The organism is Snuella sedimenti (genome assembly GCF_016428595.1).
In the GTDB taxonomy this organism is placed as follows: Bacteria; Bacteroidota; Bacteroidia; order Flavobacteriales; family Flavobacteriaceae; genus Snuella; species Snuella sedimenti.
On record NZ_JAELVQ010000006.1, the window covers coordinates 64,890 to 84,850 of the forward strand.

The 19,961-nt window shown below is 36.2% G+C and carries 21 protein-coding genes; 2 read left to right on the forward strand and 19 right to left on the reverse strand.

Annotated features, from left to right (window positions below; translation table 11 throughout):
• The 8 genes from JF259_RS06485 to JF259_RS06520 all read right to left on the reverse strand — a co-directional run bounded on the left by JF259_RS06485 (position 1) and on the right by JF259_RS06520 (position 9,572).
• Positions 1-1,326 carry a S28 family serine protease gene (locus JF259_RS06485; protein ID WP_199114498.1) on the reverse strand — a complete coding sequence of 442 codons (1,326 nt, stop codon included), beginning with the start codon at positions 1,324-1,326 and terminating at the stop codon, positions 1-3.
• An 11-nt stretch (positions 1,327-1,337) separates the two neighbouring features.
• Complete coding sequence (locus JF259_RS06490; RefSeq protein ID WP_199114499.1) at positions 1,338-2,630, reverse strand: aminopeptidase P N-terminal domain-containing protein; 1,293 nt, start codon at positions 2,628-2,630, stop codon at positions 1,338-1,340.
• On the reverse strand, positions 2,631-3,878 hold the full coding sequence (locus tag JF259_RS06495; RefSeq protein WP_199114500.1) for an NAD(P)/FAD-dependent oxidoreductase: 1,248 nt from the start codon (positions 3,876-3,878) through the stop codon (positions 2,631-2,633).
• Between the two features lie 12 nt (positions 3,879-3,890).
• Entirely contained in the window at positions 3,891-4,901 is a 1,011-nt protein-coding gene (locus tag JF259_RS06500) for a 4-hydroxyproline epimerase (protein ID WP_199114501.1), read from the reverse strand.
• Positions 4,894-6,615 carry a DUF885 domain-containing protein gene (locus JF259_RS06505; protein ID WP_199114502.1) on the reverse strand — a complete coding sequence of 574 codons (1,722 nt, stop codon included), beginning with the start codon at positions 6,613-6,615 and terminating at the stop codon, positions 4,894-4,896. The genes JF259_RS06500 and JF259_RS06505 overlap by 8 nt, the downstream gene beginning before the upstream one ends.
• Positions 6,616-6,838: 223 nt before the next feature.
• On the reverse strand, positions 6,839-8,365 hold the full coding sequence (locus JF259_RS06510) for an aldehyde dehydrogenase (NADP(+)) (protein WP_199114503.1): 1,527 nt from the start codon (positions 8,363-8,365) through the stop codon (positions 6,839-6,841).
• On the reverse strand, positions 8,362-8,628 hold the full coding sequence (locus JF259_RS06515; protein ID WP_199114504.1) for a DUF1272 domain-containing protein: 267 nt from the start codon (positions 8,626-8,628) through the stop codon (positions 8,362-8,364). Before JF259_RS06515 ends, JF259_RS06510 begins: the two co-directional genes overlap by 4 nt.
• A gap of 14 nt (positions 8,629-8,642) precedes the next feature.
• On the reverse strand, positions 8,643-9,572 hold the full coding sequence (locus JF259_RS06520; protein ID WP_199114505.1) for a dihydrodipicolinate synthase family protein: 930 nt from the start codon (positions 9,570-9,572) through the stop codon (positions 8,643-8,645).
• Positions 9,573-9,725: 153 nt separating this feature from the next.
• Between JF259_RS06520 and JF259_RS06525 the strand changes: the two genes are divergently transcribed.
• Together JF259_RS06525 and JF259_RS06530 are read left to right on the forward strand one after the other, a co-directional pair.
• Positions 9,726-10,571: an AraC family transcriptional regulator gene (locus JF259_RS06525; RefSeq protein ID WP_199114506.1), complete on the forward strand. Its 846-nt coding sequence runs from the start codon at positions 9,726-9,728 to the stop codon at positions 10,569-10,571.
• 2 nt (positions 10,572-10,573) lie between these two features.
• On the forward strand, positions 10,574-10,726 hold the full coding sequence (locus JF259_RS06530; protein WP_199114507.1) for a hypothetical protein: 153 nt from the start codon (positions 10,574-10,576) through the stop codon (positions 10,724-10,726).
• A gap of 17 nt (positions 10,727-10,743) precedes the next feature.
• Here JF259_RS06530 and JF259_RS06535 read toward each other — a convergent pair whose 3' ends face one another.
• The 11 genes from JF259_RS06535 to JF259_RS06585 form a co-directional block, all read right to left on the reverse strand.
• Positions 10,744-11,322, reverse strand: a complete 579-nt coding sequence (locus JF259_RS06535) for a PhnA domain-containing protein (RefSeq protein ID WP_199114508.1) — start codon at positions 11,320-11,322, stop codon at positions 10,744-10,746.
• A 139-nt stretch (positions 11,323-11,461) separates the two neighbouring features.
• Positions 11,462-12,292, reverse strand: a complete 831-nt coding sequence (locus tag JF259_RS06540; RefSeq protein ID WP_199114509.1) for a hypothetical protein — start codon at positions 12,290-12,292, stop codon at positions 11,462-11,464.
• Positions 12,293-12,466: 174 nt separating this feature from the next.
• Positions 12,467-12,829 (reverse strand): MmcQ/YjbR family DNA-binding protein, encoded by a 363-nt coding sequence (locus JF259_RS06545; RefSeq protein WP_199114510.1) that lies wholly within the window; start codon positions 12,827-12,829, stop codon positions 12,467-12,469.
• A 1-nt stretch (position 12,830) separates the two neighbouring features.
• Positions 12,831-13,181 (reverse strand): DUF4260 domain-containing protein, encoded by a 351-nt coding sequence (locus tag JF259_RS06550; RefSeq protein ID WP_199114511.1) that lies wholly within the window; start codon positions 13,179-13,181, stop codon positions 12,831-12,833.
• Positions 13,178-13,930 (reverse strand): cyclase family protein, encoded by a 753-nt coding sequence (locus tag JF259_RS06555; protein WP_199114512.1) that lies wholly within the window; start codon positions 13,928-13,930, stop codon positions 13,178-13,180. Before JF259_RS06555 ends, JF259_RS06550 begins: the two co-directional genes overlap by 4 nt.
• 12 nt (positions 13,931-13,942) lie before the next feature.
• Positions 13,943-15,118: a radical SAM family heme chaperone HemW gene (hemW, locus tag JF259_RS06560; RefSeq protein ID WP_317192068.1), complete on the reverse strand. Its 1,176-nt coding sequence runs from the start codon at positions 15,116-15,118 to the stop codon at positions 13,943-13,945.
• A 55-nt stretch (positions 15,119-15,173) separates the two neighbouring features.
• Entirely contained in the window at positions 15,174-15,725 is a 552-nt protein-coding gene (ruvC, locus tag JF259_RS06565; RefSeq protein WP_199114513.1) for a crossover junction endodeoxyribonuclease RuvC, read from the reverse strand.
• Positions 15,718-16,359, reverse strand: coding sequence for an outer membrane beta-barrel protein (locus JF259_RS06570; RefSeq protein WP_199114514.1), 642 nt, complete (start codon positions 16,357-16,359; stop codon positions 15,718-15,720). The genes ruvC and JF259_RS06570 overlap by 8 nt, the downstream gene beginning before the upstream one ends.
• Before the next feature lie 221 nt (positions 16,360-16,580).
• A complete protein-coding gene (locus tag JF259_RS06575; RefSeq protein WP_199114515.1) occupies positions 16,581-17,675 on the reverse strand; it encodes a DUF5007 domain-containing protein in 1,095 nt (364 codons plus the stop codon).
• Positions 17,676-17,723: 48 nt separating this feature from the next.
• The gene (locus tag JF259_RS06580) at positions 17,724-18,380 is read right to left on the reverse strand and encodes a fasciclin domain-containing protein (RefSeq protein WP_199114516.1); all 657 of its coding nucleotides are present in this window, start codon (positions 18,378-18,380) and stop codon (positions 17,724-17,726) included.
• A gap of 28 nt (positions 18,381-18,408) precedes the next feature.
• Positions 18,409-19,953 carry a RagB/SusD family nutrient uptake outer membrane protein gene (locus tag JF259_RS06585; protein ID WP_199114517.1) on the reverse strand — a complete coding sequence of 515 codons (1,545 nt, stop codon included), beginning with the start codon at positions 19,951-19,953 and terminating at the stop codon, positions 18,409-18,411.
• Positions 19,954-19,961 lie beyond the last annotated feature (8 nt).

Genomic DNA, 19,961 nt, shown 5'->3' on the forward strand with positions numbered 1-19,961 from the left:
TTATTCTGTTTTTAATGGAGCTAATTGAATATTTTCACCCAACCAGCTTTGTAATTTAGCATATATTTTTTGTTGGTCTTCTTTAGAAAAGTGCTTAATTCTTGTTCTGTGATCACCCTCCTTCAAGACCATTTTTAATGCATCGATATTCGTTTTTGGATTTGGGGCACAGGCTCCCCAAGGATCATTGGCTCCATAAATATATAAAATTCTACTGCCCTTATTCTCCACATAGCTTCTTACTGTTTTTATATACTCTGCATCATAGGTCAAATCTACATTTTTTGGAGCAAATCGCTTGTTCGATGTACTTTTTACCATCTTTAACAAATCCGATACTGGAGAAAAATCAAATCCGTAATAACCTAATTCCACCATATGTTGATAATAAGAAGGCAATAAGTCGTAATAGGTTTCATCGTTATAAAAACTAATAGGAATTACTTTATTAAGGTAGTTAAAAAGTTCTTTGGCCGATACACTATCATTAGGAATCCCTTCACAAATACCGCCCCACTGCCAGAACGAAAAAGGAAACTCTAAAACCGCATATTCAAGAGCTTCTTCAATGCCCACCTCTGTAAAGTTCATGCTCTTTTCTTCAACAAAAGATCTCATTTCTTTCAATACCTCTTCTCTATTTTTTAGCACCAAACGTTGAAAACCAACGATCTTTTTTCTACAATCCTTAGTTCCAACCGTATTAATTAACTGAGTTGTTCTTATATCTTCCTGTGTGTTAATTAAGGGTGCTACGTAGGGTACTACTACATCGACATCCTTTGGGTATTTTGATTTATATATTAGTACTGTTTCACCGCCTTTACTTATTCCTGTAGAAATCCATTTATTTTTATACAAACGTTTTAGTTTATTTACGATTGTATGGTAATCTTCTATTGCCTGATCGTTTTTTAAATAGTCCCACGGTATAGGATTGGGTCTTGATTTTCCATAAAACCGGTACTCCACCATAACCTGATTGGATTTAAGGATGCTACTTAATTCGTATGTTTTATGTTTGGCACTATACCCTTCGGTTACTAAAACAGTTGGTTGCGCATAACCTGAATGTGACACATACACATAATGATCAAAAGTGCCTTTTAAGGGGTTATCATGATCTAAAGGCTGCTTTAAAATTAGTTGATACGCTTCTTTAAAATGATCATTCACTTGTATAGCACTAATTTTGGCTGATGGGAATAAAACCTTTAATTGTTCTTTAAAGCTTAGACCTTCTAAAGCTGTTTGACCTGTTTTACAGGAAAAAATACTGGCACTTAAAAAAAGTAGTAAAACTGTTTTTACTATATAGTTCTTCATAAACAACGGTTTTATTGTTTCATTAATGATTCGATCGCTTCTATTTCAATGGGCATGGCTTCCGTTAAATTGATATTTCCCGTTTCTGTAATCAAATAATCATTCTCCAAACGACAACCAATACCTTCTTCGGGAATATAAATTCCCGGTTCACAAGTTAATACCATCCCCTTCTCAAAAGGTCTTGAATACAAACCGACATCATGTACGTCCAGCCCTAAATGATGGGCCGTACCGTGCATAAAGTATTTTTTGTACAATGGCCTTTCGGGGTCTTGGTTGGAAACTTCCCCAGCAGTTAACAATCCTAACTTTATTAATTCTATTTCAATTAGACTGGCCATTTGTTGTTCGTAGTCTTTAGGAACAATACCTGGTTTTAAAAGCTTACTACCTTCTTTTAAGCAATGTAAAACGGATGTATATATTTGCTTTTGTCTTTCTGAAAATTGTCCGTTTACAGGAATACAGCGGGTAGTATCGCTGTTATAATTAGCATAGCAAACGCCAAAATCCAGTAAAATCATAGCTCCATCATTACAAACCGAATCGTTACTATTATAATGCAAGGCACAAGCATTTTCCCCTGAAGCAACAATGGGCTTAAAAGCTTGTCTTGTTGCACCAGCTTTAATTAAATGGTATGTTAGTTCGGCCTCCAACTCATACTCTTTTATGTTGGGTTTACAAGATTTTAAAACGCGTTTAAAGGCATCAACACTAATGTCTGCCGCCTTTTGGATTAACGCAATCTCTTCCTTGGATTTTACTTGCCTTAATTCCCTTGTAATTTTTGCGGCTCGATAATACGCATGTAAGGGATATTTCTCCTTACACCATACAATCATTCTATCCTGTTGCGTTTCTTGATCTTTGGTAACACGCTTTAAATGCTCATTATGTCCCAAATAAAAGCCATCGGCTTCAAAGGCCATGTATTGCAAAATCATCTCAAAATCCTGTACCCACTCAACCCTTTTTACCCCTGAAATTTCTGAGGCCTTTCCTTTGGTCAATTTTTCTCCGTCCCAGATCTTTATCTGTTCACTCGTCTCCTTTACAAATAATATTTCCCTGTTTTCTGCTTTATAAGCATCGGGGTATAGGACTAAAATTGTATCTTCTTGATCGATACCGGACAAATAAAACAGGTCGTTGTTTTGGGCAAAGCCCATAACATCATCTGCATTGTTATGCTTAACATCGTTTGACGTTAAAATAGCAATGCTATTGGGAACCATTTTTGAAACAAAGTTATTTCTATTCTTTATGAATAATCTGTTAGGTACTGGGTCGTATCGCATCTAAAATGTTCTATCTGGTTGAAGTGGTGATAAATCTAGTGATGTCTTTTTATCTGAAATAATTTCTGAAACCAGTTTTCCTGTTATTGTTCCCATAGTCCATCCCATCATGGCATGCCCTGTGGCTATAGTAAGGTTACTACATGCATTGGATTTACCTATATAAGGCAATCCATCAGGGGACACAGGTCGTAATCCTGAAGCAGCGTTGTCTTTTTCTTCTGGAGTTAATGATACTTCAGGATAATAGTGTGTTGCTGCATTGGCTATGGCCTCAATTCTGGTTTTATTAATCTTGTGGTTAATGCCAGCTATTTCCATAGTGCCTGCAAAACGTGTAAAACCATTCATAGGGGTTACTGCCACTTTGGCCTCTGCTAATATGGCCGGAATTGTAATTCCTGTTGGACGATTGGTATTAATACGATAGCCTTTGCCTGCTTGCAATAGTAATTTTAACCCTATTTTTTTACTTAGCATATAACTCCATGAACCTGCTGCCAATACAAATTCATCAGCGGTTAAGGTCTGTTTATCTGTAATTACTGAAGCAATAGCACCATTTACCAGATTTAGATCTTTAACTTGCTCATTACAGTAAAACTCTACACCAACAGCTTTTAAATGTGCTATCATTTCCTCCATAAACTCTTGGGGCGTTGTATGTGAATCACATTTATAATAAGTTGCTCCTTTTATATTTAGTTTTACTTGAGGCTCCAATACTTTTAAGTCTTCTTTACTTATTTCACCAGCATCCAAACCTTCTTGTTTTGCAATGTGTGCTGTTTCTATTTCTTCCTCTAGCATTTTTTCGGTTTGGCACAACATCAACAAGCCTTTCTTTTCATAATGGAATGAAAAGTTTTCATCACTTTTAATGGCATCATACAAATCTTGGCTCATCAATGATAAATCTTTAATAACCGGAATGGCTTTTTTAACATGCTTAACACTACATGACTTATTAAATGCCCATACCCACTTTAAAAAATCGGCATCTACCCGAGGCTTAATATATAATGGGCTTGCAGGATTAAACATCCATTTCAAGCCCTTTTTCATCACTCCTGGAGCAGACAATGGTACAATATGACTTGGGGACAAATATCCTGCATTAACATAAGATGCACCGGCATCCATATTAGACTTATCGACAACTGTAACCTTATGACCTTCTTTCTGAAGATAATAAGCGGAACATAAACCAATAATACCACCTCCTATTACAATAACATTTTTACTCATGCCCAGTTTAATTTATATCACTTGAAATCCAAAAGCATACGGGTCGTCTTCAGTATCAATTGTAATGGTATTATATCCAAATACTTTAGCCCATCCCTGAATACTTGGAATAATTGCCACTTTATCTCCCAATGTTGTTACTTCTTCAACGCGTCCAATAAATTTAGATCCTATAAAACTTTCATGAATAAAGGGTTCATGTATTTTTAATTTTCCTTTAGCATACAACTGTGCTAACCGCGCCGAAGTCCCCGTACCGCAAGGGCTTCTATCTATGGCTTTATCGCCATAAAACACGGCATTACGTCCCGAAGAACTAGGATCAATCGGGTTACCAGTCCATAACATATGACTTACATCCCGTATGGTCGGGTTTTCGGGATGGACAAACATATCTTTGTACTTTTCGTTAATGCACTGTCGTACCACTTGGGAATATTGAATGATCTTGGAAGCAGAAAATGCATGTACGCCTTCAAAGTTAGCTTGGGGATCTACAATGGCATAATAGTTTCCACCATAAGACACATCGAACGTAATGTCTCCCAATTCGGGGCAATTAATCGTTAACCCTTCAGCGGCTAAATAGCTCTTAACATTGGTTAGTTTTACCCACTCAACTTTATTGCCTGTTTGTTGGTATTCGATTTCAACTAAACCTGCTGGTGCTTCCATTCGTATTTTACCTGGCACTTTTGGGGTCACCAAACCTTCTTCAATAGCTATGGTTATGGTTCCAATAGTACCATGGCCGCACATGGGTAAGCAACCCGATGTTTCTATAAATAAAATAGCAAAATCATTATCTGGGTCATGTGGTGGATACAAGATACTACCGCTCATCATGTCATGCCCTCTCGGCTCAAACATTAGGCCTTTACGAATCCAATTGTACTCTTTTAAAAAGTGCTGCCGCTTTTCGCTCATGGTATTACCAATTAATTCTGGTCCACCTTCTTTAATAACCCGTACCGGATTGCCACAGGTATGTGCATCGATACAAACAAATGTGCTTTTACCCATTTTTTGTTTTCTTAATATAATCGATAACTCTTTTTTCTAAAATTGACAAGGTTACCGTACCTTCTTCTAATATAATTTCGTGAAATTCTCTTATGTTAAACTTATCACCCAATTCTTTTTCTGCTTTATCTCTTAATTGGCGGATTTTAATCTCCCCTATCTTATAAGATATTGCTTGTCCGGGCCAGGTAATATACCTATCTGTTTCGGTTGTTACCTCATGAATTGACAAGGCTGTGTTGGCTGCCATATAATCGATTACTTGCTGCCGCGTCCAGCCTTTGGCATGAATGCCCGTATCGACCACCAAGCGGCAAGCGCGCCACATTTCATAAGTATACTTTCCAAACTTCTCGTATGGCGTTGTATAGATACCCATTTCATCGGCCAAAGTTTCGGTATACAAAGCCCAGCCTTCCCCATAGGCTGACAAGTACAAGTTTCTTCTAAAGTTAGGTACTGTATCGGGCAGCTCATTGTTTAAAGACATTTGCAAGTGATGTCCCGGAACCGCTTCATGGGCGGTTAAAGCAGGAATTGTATACAAGGTTCTACTTGGCAAATTATAGGTGTTCACCCAATAAAAACCTGCTTTATCTTCTTCTTTGGTTCCTGAATACCTGCCACTTGTATAATTAGGGGCAATGGCTTCTGGAACTGGTACCACGCCGTAAGGTTTCCTTGGCAAGGTTTTGAAATATTTAGGCAACTCAGCATCAATTCTTTTTGCAATATCTCTGGCAAACATCAACAATTCCTTGGCTGTTTTGGGATAAAATTGTTCGTCTGTTCTTAGAAACTGTAAGAAATCCGCAAAAGAACCCTCAAAACCCAATTCATCAATAATTTTCTGCATTTCCCCTTTTATTCGAGCTACTTCCTTTAATCCGATTTCATGGATGTCATCAGCAGTATATTGTGTGCTTGTCGTATAGTAATTAATTCTATTTTGATAAAACGCTTTACCATTTTTAATGGCACTTACCCCTAAACCCTTTCTTGTATTAGGAAAATATTCGGTTTCAAAAAATGTTTTAATCTTTCTATATTGATTAATGGCATTTTTCTGAACACTAACTTTAGCTGCTTTCAATATTGAGTCTTTGAACGGTATTGACAATGCCTCTGGCAAACTTAAAAAGGGTTTATAGAAATCACTTGTCGTGACATCTGAAACGATGTGCTTATCATAAGTTATTTTGTAATTACCAAATGCTTCTTTGGGTTGGGAAACACCCTCCTTTACGCCTGCCCTTAAAAGCTCTAAATTGTAGTCTACAATAGCAGGCAAGGCTTCTAATTCCCTTAGATATTCAAGAACTCCCTTCTTATTCTTAAGTGTTTTATCTCCCATATTTCCCAAAGACAAATGAAAAGCAATTTCATTTGTTATTGGATTTAAATGCATTTTATAAGTGTTTCTATCAATTTTATCTTGCAGAACAAACAATAGCAATTCTTTGGATATCTTTTCACTTTCAGACAAGCCTTCATCTGAAACACCTCTTAACTTTAGTATTAAACGTTTTGCGAAATCAGCTTCCGCTTGAAAAAATTTGTTCGTGTTTTCTAAAGAAGTATTTTTCTCAAAACCGTATTCTCTTGGTGTTTCATATTCCGAAATAATTAAAGCTAATTCATCACTTGGAGATACTTTAACAAAAGCGCTCATAAGCAATATCAATAAAACACCTAGAAGTTTTACGGTTTTCATGTAACATTGTTTGTTTTTGAATTTCATTATAAAAGGTAATTTCAGTTGTTATCAATCATGCTAGTTGAATACTATAACCGAAACAGATTTCTTAACACCTGTTTTCTCAATAACAATTTTACTTATTTTAATCCCAAAATTCACTTGAATTAACAGCACTTTATCAAAAAAATAAACGAATTAATCTTTTAAAAAACTAACTTCGAAAAGTAACACTATTTTCTTAACGCTTTAAAGCCATTGGTAATAGCGCATCTGGAAAAGATTGATAGCTAATTGGTCGCACCCAACGCTTTATAGATCCTGTTCCAACTGCTGTAAACCTTGAATCGGTCGATGCAGGATATGGGCCTCCGTGCTGCATGGACGGACACACCTCAACTCCAGTAGGCACACCGTTAAAAATGATTCTTCCAACACGATTTTCTAAAGCATCTACTAAATCATGAAGTGTTGCATACTCTTCCTCTTCTGCTATTATGGTTCCTGTTAACTGTCCTTCTAAACCATCAACTATTTGAATTAGCTGTGTTTCATCTTTACATCTTACGACTAAGGAAAAAGGGCCAAATACTTCTTGGTGCATTTTAGGGTTAGCTAAAAAATCTGTACCAGAAACACTTGCAATGTATGATGCTGCATAATTAGCCTCTATATCTCCTTTTATTTTACCAACAACCTCAACACCCTCTTGAGCAATTACACTTTCACCATTCTCAACAAATCCACTTTTAATGTTTGGACCTAACATGCATTGCGGCTCTATGGCTATGGTTTTATTGGCTAAGTCTTCAATAAATGCTTGTGTTTTATCACTTTCAATAGTTAAAATCAATCCTGGATTTGTACAAAACTGCCCTGTTCCCAAAGTAATGGATCCGGCATAGGTAGTGGCTATCGCTTCAGATCGCTTAGCAACCGCTTTTGATGTAATGATTACGGGGTTTATGCTTCCCATTTCGGCGAAAACCGGAATTGGTTCTTCACGCTGTGAGGCCAGATCAAAAAGTGCCCTACCTCCAGAAATACTTCCTGTAAATCCAACCGCTTTTACTTTTGGGTGTTTTACCAAAGCTGTACCAACCGTTCTTCCCCGTCCCATAATGTTAGAGAATACACCATTTGGCATTCCTGTTTTTTCGGCTGCCTTAATAATTGCTGAAGCAACCAATTCGGCCGTTCCCGAATGCATAGCATGTGCTTTTACAATAACGGGACAGCCTGCTGCTAAGGCACTCGCAGTATCACCTCCAGCAGTAGAAAACGCTAAGGGAAAGTTACTGGCGGCAAAAACGACAACAGGTCCAAGCGGGATTAGCGTTTTTCTTAAATCTTCCTTTGGCAATGGTTCTCTATCGGGTATTGCTTCATCTATAACATTTTCTCGCCAATCTTCATTTGAAACCAAATCGGCAAATGTACGTAACTGATATACGGTTCTTCCCCGCTCACCAATGGCTCGCCCTTCAGGCAAACCAGATTCAGTTGTATACATATCAATCAGCTCTTGGTCTAAAGCTAAAATCTCATCAGCAATAGCATTTAAAAACGCCGCTCTTTTAGATCCAGGTACTTTTCTATATACCTTAAAAGCATCCCATGCTAGTGTTACGGCCTCATTAACTTCCGCTTGAGTTGCTTCAAAAAAAGGAGTTGGATTTTCAATGTTTAACTTTGGGTTAATGGTACTATGGGTTACATCTCCTTTTGCTGATAGTTTATTTCCTATATAATTTTTTCCTGTAATCATTTTAATCGTAGTCTTTTTAAATGCGCCTCCACATCTACTGGTTTGTAAATTATTGTTTTAGAAACTGGATACTTTTCCAACATTGATTGCGGTCTAATAGGGCGTTTTTCAAAACCTCCACCGCAGTTTGGACACACATGCTTTAAAATGTCTTCTACACAAGACTTACAAAAGGTACATTCAAACGTGCAAATCATTGCCTCTTGGGAATCAAATGGCAATGATTTATTACAATGCTCGCATGTTGGTCTAATTTCCAGCATCTCTATGTTAGTTTTTATACTAAAGCACTCAAGTTTTTATAGTCGGGTAGCGTAGGTCGCACTGCAAGTGCATCCGTAATTATTTTAGTAATCGTTTCTCGCTCTTGTCCTTCTAACACCAATCTAGGCGCTCTTACATACTCCGATCCAATTTTCGTGTAAACAGAGGCCATTTTAATATACTGTACTAATTTAGGGCTAATATCTAACTCTAGCAATGGCATAAACCATCTGTAAATAGCAATAGCTTCTTTTATCCTTCCTGCTTTCTGCAATTCATAAATGGCTACCGTTTCAGCTGGAAATGCATCCACTAAGCCAGCCACCCATCCATCGGCTCCTAGTATCAAACTTTCTAAAGCCAAGGTATCAACGCCTGTCATAATCGCCAATCGGTTACCAAATCTGTTTTTAATTCGCGTGATGTTTGTTGTATCGCGTGTAGATTCTTTTACAGCTTGAATGTTTGGACAAGCTTCTAATAATTCAGCGAACATATCTAGTGTTACTTCTATCTTATAATCTACTGGATTATTGTAGATCATAATTGGTAACGAAGTACTATTCGCCACGGCTTTAAAATAGGCTATTACTTCTTCATCACTGGCCTTGTACCGCATAGGAGGTAACATCATAAGTCCTTTTGCCCCATCAGCTTCTGCTACTTTTGCTAAATTGATTGCTGCTTTAGTTGTTTGTTCGGCTATATTCATTAAAACTGGCACTTTACCATCTACAAATGCAACTGTTTCTTTTGTTAGTATACTACGTTCTTCATCTGTTAAGGTACTGGCTTCTCCTAAGGTTCCTCCCAAAACAATACCATGCACACCTGCATCCAATTGTGCTTTGATATTCTTTTTAAATAATTCAAGATCCAATTCATCATTTGCCGTGAATTGCGTTGTAACTGCCGGCATAACGCCTTCCCATTTTATGTCCATCGTTTTTATGTTTTATGATGCTACAAAATTATACACAGAGATTCATGTTGAGTATGTGAGTTTTATCCAAAAGCGGTACTATATTATCCATTTATAATTAAATTAACCATTTATAAGGATAATTTTATATTTTTAAATAATTTAAGATTGATAATGAAAGTTTTACCTTTTAAAATACCTAAACCCGAATTAGACGCGTTAGTCTATCAGGTTGATCTAGATATTGCGTTTTATGATCAATTGCACCAACATGAAGAGATACAGCTTAGTTTGGTGGTCGAGGGTGAGGGCACTTTAATTGTTGGCGATACTATTAACGACTATGCAAAAGGTGATATTTTAGTTATTGGCAGTAACTTGCCCCATGTATTTAAAAGTGACTTAAACGTTGATCGTAAATCGCACATGCTTACATTATTTTTTACCAAGACCGCCTTTGGAACTCATTTTTTTAATCTGGAAGAATTACATGAATTGGAACCTTTTTTTAAGCGTGCTGCACACGGATTTAAAGTTACATCTAACAAAGCAGCCATGAGAGACTTATTCTTTAAACTCGAAACGGCCTCAAAATTAAACAGGTTTATTATTTTGCTGGAACTTCTTAAAATAGCATCGACAGCTCCTTATAAAAGTTTGTCATCATTCATTTATGATAAAAAGTATACCGATGTGGAAGGGAAACGTATGCGTGATGTTTTTGAATACACCATGACCAACTATCACAAGGAGATCTCATTGGAAGCCATTGCGAACATTGCCAACATGACCAAAAATGCCTTTTGTAAGTATTTTAAAAAACGTACTAATAAAACGTATTTTAGTTTTTTAAACGAATTACGTATAGAAAATGCCTGTAAACTATTATTAAGCCATAAAGAATTACCCATAATTGCCATTGCAGAACAATCTGGCTTTCATAATATTTCTAATTTTAACAGGCAGTTTAAAGCCATAAAAGGCTTATCCCCGAACAACTACAGAAAAGAAAACCAGTAAACATGAAACAAAAACACCTGTATATCCTTTTAGGTATTGCCCTTATTATTACGCTTATAGGACTATTAACCGGTAAGTTCTTCTTTCTATTGTTAATCTTACCGTTTGGATTTGGACTGTTTAAGAAGCAGCATAAAAATGAAGATCTTGACTAGGGCCTGTTAACACTAATTTAGATCTTCTTGACATATTTTGTAATAATTACAATATTCTGACCATCGACCTTACCTTCTATATAGTCGGCATTTTCATGGTCTAGCCGAATGTTTCTAACGGCTGTTCCTTGTTTGGCCACCATACTGGAGCCTTTCACTTTTAAATCTTTTACCAAAACAACAGAGTCCCCTACCTCCAAAACAACTCCATTCACATCACGATGTACAATTTTTGCCGATTCTTCTTCATGTTCTCCTGTTGCACGCGCCAGTGCCATAGCTTCATCATCCAAATACATCATATCCAGCAAATCTTGTGGCCAACCCTCACTACGTAATCTCTGTAACATACGCCAAGCCATAATTTGAACAGCAACATGCTCACTCCACATACTATCATTTAAGCAACGCCAATGATTAGCATCCATATCTGTATGTCCCTCAATTTGATCCAAACAAACCTTACAAACCAACACACTATTATCAACTGTTTCATTTAATGAAGGCGGTATAACATATTGGTTTAAATCGTTAGTAGCCGAACACAATTCACAGGTCGAATGACTTCTTTCTTTTAAGGTTTGCAATACACTCATAATACAGTTTTTGATTTTGCAATAATACATAAATTAAAGGTTCTACAAACGCAACAGGTTATTTTTATAACGATAGTTCAACGCAAAAGATGCCCGGAAGGGCATCTTTATTTACTTAAAGCAATGTTTTTATTCTTTATTATTTTGAAAGCTCATGCACTGATTGATATATATAATCCCCATGAACGCCTGTGAAATATTTAGATACTTTTTTACCTCTCTCTTTACGAGCTTCTTCGTCGGGCCATGCTTCTTTACTGAGTTCTTGAAATCTGTCGAACATTTTATCTAGGTCGGCTAAAGACTCAACAATAAATGCTTCAACAAACTCTGTTCTGTCAGCTCCCCAAGCATGTGCATGCGGATAATAGGCTTTTATATATTCATTCTTATTAATTAGTTCATCAAAATAACCTTCTCCTAATTTTTTGAATTCTTCATTCGATCCATCTTCTGGAAAAGCAAAATGGCTCACTCTAACAAAAGTAATTAAATCCTTATCTGGTTTAGCATCCATAAGCTTAGCTCTGCCCATCGTTGCATAAATTTCATCGGAATGTTCGTTAGCGTAGTAGGCCATTCGTTTTTTCATAAATGCTTTTCTTTCTTCTTCGTTGGGCCAAGCTTCTTTTTCCAATTCTTCATTCCTTTCTGTAGCTTTGTCTATATCATTCCAAGAAGCAAAGGCCTGAACATATTTTATTTCAGTGTTATCGGCGGTAAACATGTGTAAATGGGTAGAGGTTCCCATAATGTATTCATTTTTCATGGTCACCTTATCCAAATATTCCTTTTCTACTGCCTTCCAGGCATCCATATCAAAACCTTCATAATCCATGTTCCAATGCATTGTTGTTACTGCGATGTACTGTGGACGCTCAGGCATATCTTGTTGCGCAAAAAGCGTAACGGTGCTAAACAACAAAACCAAATTTAGTAGTGCTGTAAATAATCGATTGACTGTTTTCATAATCTGATAAAATTTAAATTAGTATACTAGTTAAAATTAAATACTTCTTTAAGGTTCGGGGACCGAAAACAAGATTTGAGACAATCTTTTATTTACTATTAATCGGAACTATTTAGGAGAGTACTAAATATACAACAAAAAAACACTCGTTTTACATTCGTAAGCATTTTCCAGTTAAATTAATGTATCTCTTACTTTTTTAGGCATGGCTTTTACAACCATTTTATACGAATGGTCTATAAGGTTTAAAATGAATTCTGACGACAATTCGCCTTCATGGATGTAAACGGTGTTCCAATGTTTTTTATTCATATGAAAGCCTGGCCGTATACTACTGTAGTCTAATCGTAAGGTTTCTGAATATTCTGGATCACACTTTAAATTTACCGAAGCTTCTCCCCGTTCCCAAGCATCTAAAGGCACTAGGGCAAACATTTTACCTAACACCTTAAATACCAATACATTTTCATCAAACGGAAAATCTTCTGTTGTTTCTTTTTTACTTAAACAATAATCACGAAGTTGCTCAATATGCATATTACTTTTTTAAATCTCCTAAATGGGTATGCTTGAAATGATCAAAATATTTTAAACCATAACCAAAAACCCTATCTAACGCAGCATGACAAAATATAATAACACCTATTAACTGTATTGTCTGACTCTGCGTATAAATACCTATTAAATAAAATAGAACAGCAACACCTCTATGGTGTAACACATTGTATGTTATAGCTCCTATGCGGGTATTTATCAAATACCCCAACATACCTATATCGGGAGTTAACAGTAACATTATAAACCACCACCAACTAAAGTCCAAAATATTAAAAAAATAAATCCCTAATAGAAAGAGTGCTAGTTCTTCAATTTTTAAGATCAGGTTCATAAATTTTCAATTTTATACAGGATGGGTTTACTTGGCGTGGCATCATTATTAAAAGGTGCTATTTGCAAGTTTAAAATATAAATGCCATCTACCACGGAATTTGGCACAAAAATGAATTCGGTTATTGTTGCATGTTTTCGTAAACTGCCTCCAACATTCCAAAATGCACGATGCGCCAATAGCTTGCCATCGTCTTTCTCTTTATCAATGCTAGGCAAATCAATCAATAAGTGCTGTATTCCTTTTTCCCGTAAATAAACGGCTGCATCTTCCAACAAATAAGGGGGGTTAGTATGCGAATATTGTGCCGACAACTTTTCCTTAGTATTAGGAATGGTCCTTATAATAATAGCATCTCTTTTCTTATTTCCTATGGCAAACTGCAATTGTTTTTTAGAAATTACAAAATCATCATTTAGCTTTTCTGGGGCTACGGTAATAACTTCTGCCAAAAAGAAAAATTGTTTTAATTCTTTGTTTACAGAATACAAGGTTTCTGTAATATGCCCCACACACTCTGTATGCGTTCCGTGCGCATGTGGATTAAAATGAATATTATTAAAATTAATACTCGCTCCTTCCTTAACACTGGCAATCCAATCGCCATCTTTTACAGGCTCTATTTTAGGCGGATCCAAATACCATGCATTTACATTCTTTTTTGAAGCTTGCATTGGAATTGAAATATCAATGGGCTTAGATAAGTCTACTTGAAGTTTTTTCGATCTGTATTGAATAGTTGCCAGCATAATCAAAGATAATTAAATCATAAACAACTCAGAAGCTATCCCATCTACCAAAAACTTACCCTTTTGAGTAGTAACCAACTTTTCAATAGGCTTTTGGTTTTCATCTAAATCACACGAAATAGACAATAAGCCTTTTTCCAAATATTTTTTTGATGCTTTTAAGGCATGCTGTTTATACAGTATTCCAAAATCACCTTCTAGCTTATCCAAGGATACGCCCCAAATGGTTCTAAGTCCTGTCATTATATATTCATTATACAAATCTGTTGTAGTTAGCACTTCCATTGTACTTGGTAATTCGTTGCCTTGAATCGCTTTAACATACTTTGAGTTATTGGCCACATTCCAACTACGTTTTGTTCCGTGAAAAGAATGTGCAGAGGGGCCTATACCTACATAAGGTTTTCCCTGCCAATAGGATGTGTTGTGCTTTGAAAAATAACCAGGCTTACCAAAGTTGGAAATTTCATAATGTATAAACCCTTCTTCTGCTGTCCTATCTACCAAATAATTAAAATGTTGTAATGCCAGGGATTCGTCAATGGGCTGAAATGTCCCTTTTTTAATAAAAGTATCCAAAGCCGTCTTAGGCTCGACTGTTAAAGCATAACTGGAAATATGGTTTACGCCAAAACCAAAGGCAATTTCTAAATTTTCTTGCCATTTATTAAGGCTCATATTGGGAATGCCATAAATAAGATCGATAGTAATATTATCAAAATACCGAGATGCCAACGCAAGACAATCTTTGGCTTCTTGTGCATTATGCGCCCTGTTCATGTTTTTTAGATCATCTTCAAAAAATGATTGAATACCTATGCTTAAACGGTTAACTAGTGAATTAGACAATGCATTAATGCGTTTATTTGTTAAATCGTCTGGATTGGCCTCAAGTGTAATTTCGGGATCTTCTGTTACGCTGTAATTTTTATAAACGGTATCAAGGATAGCGGTTAATTCCTCATCACCGAGCAAACTGGGAGTACCGCCACCCAAATATATGGTTTCGACAACCTGCCCCTGGAGTTCACCTTTACGCAATTCTAATTCGGCAAGCAATGCTTTAACCAAGATCCCTTTCTTTTTTAAAGACGTAGAGAAATGGAAATCGCAATAATAGCATGCTTGCTTACAAAAAGGAATATGAATGTAAATACCTGCGATGATTTTCGATTTTAGAATTACAATTTAATTTTACAAAATATACTTTATTATTACCAAATTGTGTCTATGTAAAAACGGATCAACCTATTTTGTTCTGATTCTGCTTCACAAAACTAGCCCATCCCGAATAACTTTTACCTACCGACACTTTACCCGAATTATAAAAATGGCAAACGGCTGCTGCTAAACCATCGGTAGCATCCAAATTCTTAGGTAAGGTTTTCAACCCTAACATGCTTTGAAGCATTTTTGCCACCTGTTCTTTACTTGCATTTCCATTACCGGTTATAGACATCTTTATTTTTTTTGGCAAGTATTCGGTAATTGGTATCTGTCTGCTTAAACCGGCAGCCATAGCGACTCCCTGGGCCCGACCCAATTTAAGCATACTTTGTACATTCTTCCCATAAAACGGTGCCTCGATGGCTATTTCGTCTGGATGATGGGTATCGATAAGCTCAATAGTACGTTCAAAAATAAGCTTCAACTTTATATAATGGTCATCGTACTTTTTCAAATCCAACTCATTAAGTTGCAAAAAATGCATGGTTTTCCCAACCACCTTTATAAGCCCAAATCCCATAATGGTCGTTCCTGGGTCGATTCCTAATATAATACGTTCCTTACTCATTTTCACAGTAGTAACAGCCGCTAAGCGAAATTGAAAAACCAATGGTAAATGTGAGCATATTTCCATTAAACGATCCATAACCCTCTGTTACTGGATCGAAATCGTCACTAAATCCTAAAATATAAGAAGTATCTAGATAAACCGACAAGGCATCGGACACCCCAAAATGAAATTCCAGACCTCCCATAGCATTAAGAAACGAGGTATCGTTCTGTCCATAATCCCCCAAAGGCTTTATCATTGAAAATCCTGGCCCCGCATGTGCAAAAACACCTATCCTTCGAGGCACAAACCCTAAAACACGTGTTGCATTACAAACCAACTGCGCATTAAACCGTGTGTAATTAACTTTAAACTCGGGGGTATTATCCAAATTGGAAAACCGATTATACCCAAAATCTGCTTTTGCTCCTAACAAGGGACCAAACATATATTGAATTCCTAAATTAATACTTGGAAAGTTTAAAGACTTAGCCTCAAAATCACCTACAAATCCTGATTGGGATGGGTTATTGATACCTAAGGCTATTTGTCCTTTAAACGTACTGGGGTCTCCTTGTGACATTCCTTGGAATGCACATATAATAAAGGCAAGAAAAAAAAGAGTTGTATATCTTTTTAAATTTGAGGTCATAACATAATATTGGTTTAATTTGCATACACTGGCTTAAACAATGGATACAATGCAAAACTAATCAATTCTTTTTTGACCCAATTTATTATGTGATATAAACATAAGTCATTAATCTGCTCTAATAAAAACAATATTACAAGAATATTCTAAATAATAAAGACGGGGCTAGAGATGATCTAGCCCCGTCTTAAATTATAGTAATCAAGCCTTTTCTGTAAAGGTTAAACCTTTAGCTTGGTATAAGGGATACGCATTTTAATTTCCCAAGTTCCTGAGTCATTAATTTTAATACCCCAGCGTATGTAAGCTTGATTTACGATTTCCCCCGTATTAGGATCTGTAAACTCAGACCAATCTTTAGAGCCAAAATCGGCTTCGTAAGCCTCTGTATCCACTGTAAAAGCATCACGAGTAGTAATATAATACATTAAATAAGAACTATTACCTCCGTAGTTTCTTGCATATTGAGGAAAAGGAGGTGCTGGTAATGAAAACGAAGTCGATGTAGCATCTGATATGGTTTCTACAGAATTATCGTGATAGTTTTGCAAATAAGAAGCTCCACTAGGATAGAACGGTATTTTATCGGGATGCAACGGGTTATCATAACTATCTGTAATTATCATCTTAACCTTTACCCCAAAAGCAGGTTCTTCGCTAATTTTTGTAATGGTTATATAAGGATGTGTGCCATCTAAAACACTAGGCACGTTATCATCAAAACCATTCGTGATTTTAGAGGTATATAAAGCACTTAAAGAGTTGTTAGACTGTTTCACTAAGTTAAGTCTGGAACGCATTTCGGTTGGAAATTCTACCGGTTTAAAAGGTTCTAATTTTATAACTGTGAAATCATCCAATTGGCGTTCACCTCGTACATTGGAAGCCTTAACATTTACTTTATAAGTATCACTAGTATTTTTCACATACTTTGTAGCTTGGGTGAATGCTAATTCTCCACTAACTGAGTTTATAAGGATACTTGGCTTATCTGCTAGTTCTAGTTTCGCATTTGCCAAAGCCAAGGTTGTATCGGTATCTCCATTAAAAGCTTCTTTCCAAATTAATAATTCATGTAAATCAAATAAGTCATCAGACGGGTTTCCTTGTGTATCGGTGATTCCAGTGATTTCCCAATGTAAAGGATATGTAGATCCTTCTATAGCAGGAGTGGCTCCTATTGTAAAAACTCCCCGAGGCACAAAAATTGTATCTTGAGTAGCATGAATGTTATCACTTAAATAACCTACTTCTGGTGGCTGACAGGCAACTATGATAAGTACTGTAGCTAAAAACGTATAAAATATATTCTTCATTTTTATGTTTTTTTTATTAATAAATTATGCTTGAATAAGTTATTAGACCTATTCATAATTAAATAGCACATGTCCACCCTGGAGCACATGTATTACTCCATTTGTAGACTTAATGTTGGAAGTTCTGACTAAAAACTTATCATCTTTTTCGTTAGCATCATTTAAGCTAGCATCCCATGCGTCCCATTCTGTTCCAACCTTATAAGTAAAGAATACATACTCTGGAAATGCATCCAACTCATTACCATAAGCATTTACAGGTTCCAAAGAAATACGTCTTTCTTCTCCATTGTTCGCGGTATAAATTTCCCCTTGGTTTAAAGTCATATTTTCACGGGTTATTTTACCAGAGAAAATGTATCCTCCAAGATATTTAGTTAACGTATCTACCGGGATATCGTTTACAGTAAAATCAGCTAATGGATCTGATTCACGCATATCAGCCAAAACATGATCTACATAATTCTTTATGGAAAGGTTATTTGGAGCAAAAATGGTTGTTTCTCCATTTACCACATCTTCCATTCCAGCTCTTTCTATAATAATAGCTAAGGTGTCTAACTGACTATGAGACCTGAAAAACGCCATAGTGCTATTTCCTGTGTTGTCATTACTTAGCCCTCCATCTATTAAATAGTCGCCGCCGCCATCGCATGCATAAGCAACCAAAAGCAGTAAAAGTATAGGGAATATTAATTTTTTCATCTTTAGTTTTTTAATAATTAAAAAAATGTTACAGTTTACCTTGCCAATATTCTGTTTGAATAATTGCAGGGTTGGTTGAAATAATTCCAGGATGAACTGGCCAGAAATAGCCTTTCTTTTCATTTCTAGCTGTATTAGCCCAACTGACCCCTTCAAAATAATCCATTCGGATTCTGTCGTAACCTGATTGCGCTTCACCAACAAACTCAATAGCTCTCTCATCAAAAATAGCTTTCATTAATGATGCTCTGTCTGTAGCTCCTGTATAATTAGGCACATTAGCCTTACTTCTCACCATATTAATATCGTTAACCGCATCTACTCCTTTATTTAATCGAGCATTGGCTTCTGCTCTTAATAAATACATATCCGCTAAACGGAAGATTAGAATATTGGATTCTGAAAACTGAGCATAAACACTTTCTGAGTCTGGGTCTTGGGATGAATATGCATATTTCATTGTAAATGTGCCATTGGTTGTTCCATACTCGTAGAAAAACAGGTCTTTTCTAACATCATTTGCGCGGTCAGGGTCTATTGCCATCATTTCATTTCCATAAAAATCCGGATTCCACACTGGTGTAGCACCAGTTGCTACAGTTGCACGATTAAAAGGTGCATTTAATGTTAATCCTGTATGATTACTATCGCCTGTAGACACTCTAAAAGACTCTTTATCACTTGAACTTATATTAATTTCAAATAATCCTGTTTCAGAACGACCAACACACATTCTTTCAACCCCATCAGCTCCTTCAACTGTATAATCGATTAAACTTGCCCCACTATTGTTAATAACATTGGTTGTTGCTTTTATAGCTTCATCAATCATTAATGAATTATCATTATCCCTAGAAGCATACCACAATGTTATATGTGCTTTTAATGCTTCAGCACTTGCTTTATTGGCACGAATGGCCCAGTTTGGTGATCCTGGAGAAGAATACTCTAATAAACTGATTGATTTCTCGACAGATTCTAAAGCAAAATCTAATACATCAAGTTCAGGCGATCTAGGTACGGTAACTATAAAACCATCGGGTGTAACCAATTGATCAATACTTTCTAAAGATTCTGAAATGATAGGCACATCTCCCCATATACGAGCCATATAAAAATAACTTAGGGCTTGAACGAAGGCTGCTTCACCTATTAATTTATGTTTTATTTCTATAGAATCAAATAAATCGTCATCCATGCCTTCTATATACTGTTGGGTTGTAAATGCCCAGTTAGCAGCACGGTAAAATCCCTTCCAGTCCCTTGAAGCTTCTCTATAAGCCAGATTATAGTTACCACTACCTTCAATATAGTTAACAATCCAGTTACGACTATCCATAAACGTCATACCGGTCCATTCTCCCCAGTATAGAAAGTTACCTTGTGTCATAATAACTTGTTTAAACAAAGCATACGACCCTGCTACAGCTTGTTCTGCATTGGCTTGATTAACCCAAAACACATCTGGATGCGTAATAGTTACAGGCTCTTGATCCAATAAGTCTGAACAACTAACCATTGTTAGCAATGTTAAGACCAATCCATATATTTTTAAACTTTTAATTTTTTTCATAACTCCTT